Below are 3,208 nucleotides of genomic sequence, written 5' to 3'. Positions count from 1 at the left end.
TTTGTGCTTTTCGTTTTTGGGCTTTTTGCCAAGGAAGTGTTTTCCCATATTCTTGACGGTGCGCTCCGCACCGGTTTTGCTGACATCATATGCCTCTCGGATTTCTTTTCGCCATATTTACCTGGACTTTCGAACATACATTCTATATTAATGATACAATATTTAAAAAATAACAAGAGCCGATTTCTTTTTTTAACCTATGTTTCTGGCATTCATCCCGGCATTGAAATACCGGGCCTTCTGCCAGTCGTTCGTAAAAAGAAACCCCTATCCAGTCATTGAACTGTCCGTTCAGTGAAATGGAAGGGGTTGATTATTTATCTGTTCAGCAAGCTGCCCACGTAACGGAGAAGTTCGTTGGCCGATGTCGAGTTGTAGCCGTGTTCGTCTATTAACCGGGCTACGACCTCATTTATTTTCTTCAACTGCTGTTCATCCGGCGTTTTGGCCGAAGTTGTAATTTTTACAACGTCTTTTAAGTCGGCAAACAGTTTTTTCTGTATGGCTTCCCGCAGTCTTGCGTGGGATCTGTAATCGAAGCGCTTGCCTTTTCTCGCCAATGCCGAAATCCGGATTAAAATTTCCTCGCGGAACGCTTTCTTTGCATTTTCAGAAATGCCGATCTGCTCCTCGATCGAGCGCATTAATTTTTCGTCGGGATTAATTTCTTCTCCCGTAAGCGGATCGCGCAACTTTGATTTATTGCAAAAGGCTTCCACATTATCCAAGTAATTATCCATCAACGTTTTTGCGGACTCTTCGTAAGAATAGACGAAAGCTTTTTGAACCTCTTTTTTCGCCAATTCGTCATATTCTTTTCGTGCCAGTGAAATAAAGTTCAAATATTTGTCCCTCAGCTCATTTGTGATGGACGGGTGTTGATCCAGACCTTCTTTTAAAGACCTCAGCACATCCAGCGCGTTAATGGATGGGATATTTTTGCGAATAATGGCGGATGAAATGCGGTTAATGACATATCTTGGATCGATTCCGCTCATCCCTTCATCCTGATACTCTTTTTTCAGTTCGTTTAAATCCGACGAATTATACCCTTCCACATTTTCACCGTCATACAGGCGCATTTTCTTTAATAGGTCAATATCGCCTCTTTTTGGCTCCTTTAATCTGGTCAAAATGGTAAACATGGCTGCCACCCTTAACGTATGTGGCGCTATGTGAACGTCAGCCACGTCGCTTTCACGGATCATCTTTTCATAAATCCGTTCTTCTTGTGATATTTTTAAATTGTACGGAACGGGCATGACGATAATCCGCGAATGAAGCGCTTCGTTCTTTTTATTTGAAATGAATGAGCGATATTCAGTCTCATTTGTATGGGCAACAATCAGTTCATCAGCAGAAATAAGTGCAAATCTCCCTGCCTTAAAGTTTCCTTCCTGTGTTAACGACAATAGATGCCACAAAAACTTTTCATCACACTTTAGCATTTCCTGAAATTCCATAAGACCGCGGTTTGCTTTGTTCAACTCGCCATCAAAACGATATGCCCTTGGGTCCGATTCTGAACCGTACTCTGCGATCGTTGAAAAGTCAATGCTTCCCGTCAAGTCTGCAATATCCTGTGATTTCGGATCCGATGGGCTGAACGTGCCAATCCCGACCCGTTTGTCTTCGGAAAAGAATATCCGTTCAACCAGCACATCTTCAATTCTGCCTCCGTACTCCTCCTCCAGCCGCATGCTATTTAGCGGAGACAAACTTCCTTCCACCCGAATGCCATATTCTTTGTAAAAATCTTCCCGTAAATGCTGCGGGATTAAATGAAGCGGATCTTCGTGCATCGGACACCCTTTGATGGCATATACGGCGCCGCCGTCCGTTCTTGAATACGCTTCAAGCCCCCGCTTCAACATCGTCACAATGGTGGATTTTCCGCCACTGACCGGTCCCATCAGCAATAATATTCTTTTCCTTACATCAAGACGCTTCGCGGCCGGATGGAAATATTCTTCAACCAGTTTTTCCAGGGCTTCTTCCAAGCCGAACATCTCATGGCTGAAAAAGCGGTATATTTTTTGGCCGTTTTCTTCTTCCACCCCCGCATCCCTGATCATGTTATATATACGGGAGTGTGCCGACTGAGCAACCCATGGTTTTTCTTTGAGTAGTTTCAGGTAATCTGCAAAAGTTCCTTCCCACTTTAACCTCGCTTCCTGAGACCGATATTGTTCAATTTTTTTTAAAATATCCATAAGGACCTCCCTGTTTGCTTGTTGAGGAATGATTAATTAAACCATATGCATGTTTGTGCGTGAACATGCTTAAATAAGGGAAGGCCTGCCTGATTGTTCATTTGCGGATAAAGCATTTCTATCTTTCGCCATAAATAAAAATTCTCAGGACAGTTTCGTTCACATGAATCGTAAAATGGGATATAATAACGAAAGGACTAGTTCTGAAAAAGGAGGCTTACATAAATTATGAGGACAATTTTGGTTTTGGGCGTATGCATTGCATTTTTGTCTGCCATTTTTACTTCGGGTTATGAAGATAAGCCGGGAGTTTACAAAAAGTAAGATTGAAAAAAATCCCCCTTCAATTGAGTTGAAAGGGGATTTCTTATTTCAAGTTTGGGTACCCCTGCTGCCGGAGCGCTTCATATACAAGAATGGCTGCAGCGTTGGACAGGTTGAGGGCGCGAACATTTTCCGTCATCGGGATTCTTAGGCACCGTTCTTTATTATGTGCAAGCAATTCCTTCGGCAGCCCGGATGATTCTTTCCCAAAAATAAAGTAATAATCTGTTTCGGGATTATTATATTCAAATGCGGTATGGGGTTTCTTCCCGTGTTTCGTCAGAAAAAAATAATCGCCGTCTTCATTTGCGGCAAAAAATTCTTCCAAAGAATCATAATATATGATATTTACAAATTCCCAATAATCAACACCCGCCCGCTTGAGCATCTTGTCATCCGTTGAAAATCCAAGCGGACGGATCAAGTGTAACCGTGTATTCGTAGCGGCACACGTCCGGGCAATATTTCCGGTGTTCGAAGGAATTTCCGGCTGATATAATACGACGTTGATTGGCACTGCTGTTCACCTCATTTTTTGCTTACCGTGACATTATAACACCACTGTAAGGACCATGAAAAGTGCTTTGCAGGTTCGCCAGCTTTGAGGAGTAAATTTATGTTTTTTAGTCCTTAAAACAGAAAATGCACTTATCCACAGATGTAAAAATTTA

3 protein-coding genes are annotated in these 3,208 nt (G+C 42.4%); 1 reads left to right on the top strand and 2 read right to left on the bottom strand.

Annotated elements, in window-relative coordinates; all coding sequences use genetic code 11:
- Positions 1-282: hypothetical protein (locus AB1L08_RS21960; protein WP_413066716.1), on the top strand; the 282-nt coding region annotated here is incomplete at its 5' end.
- A 35-nt stretch (positions 283-317) separates the two neighbouring features.
- Here the strand turns inward: AB1L08_RS21960 and AB1L08_RS21955 are convergent.
- Together AB1L08_RS21955 and trmL are read right to left on the bottom strand one after the other, a co-directional pair.
- Entirely contained in the window at positions 318-2,213 is a 1,896-nt protein-coding gene (locus tag AB1L08_RS21955; protein WP_413066715.1) for a PrkA family serine protein kinase, read from the bottom strand.
- Between the two features lie 367 nt (positions 2,214-2,580).
- Complete coding sequence (trmL, locus tag AB1L08_RS21950; RefSeq protein ID WP_413066714.1) at positions 2,581-3,054, bottom strand: tRNA (uridine(34)/cytosine(34)/5-carboxymethylaminomethyluridine(34)-2'-O)-methyltransferase TrmL; 474 nt, start codon at positions 3,052-3,054, stop codon at positions 2,581-2,583.
- Positions 3,055-3,208 lie beyond the last annotated feature (154 nt).

The organism is Siminovitchia jepli (assembly GCF_047228825.1).
Lineage (GTDB): Bacteria > Bacillota > Bacilli > Bacillales > Bacillaceae_C > Siminovitchia.
The sequence above is the reverse complement of the archived record's forward strand: the minus strand, read 5'-3'. Positions and strand labels throughout refer to the sequence as shown.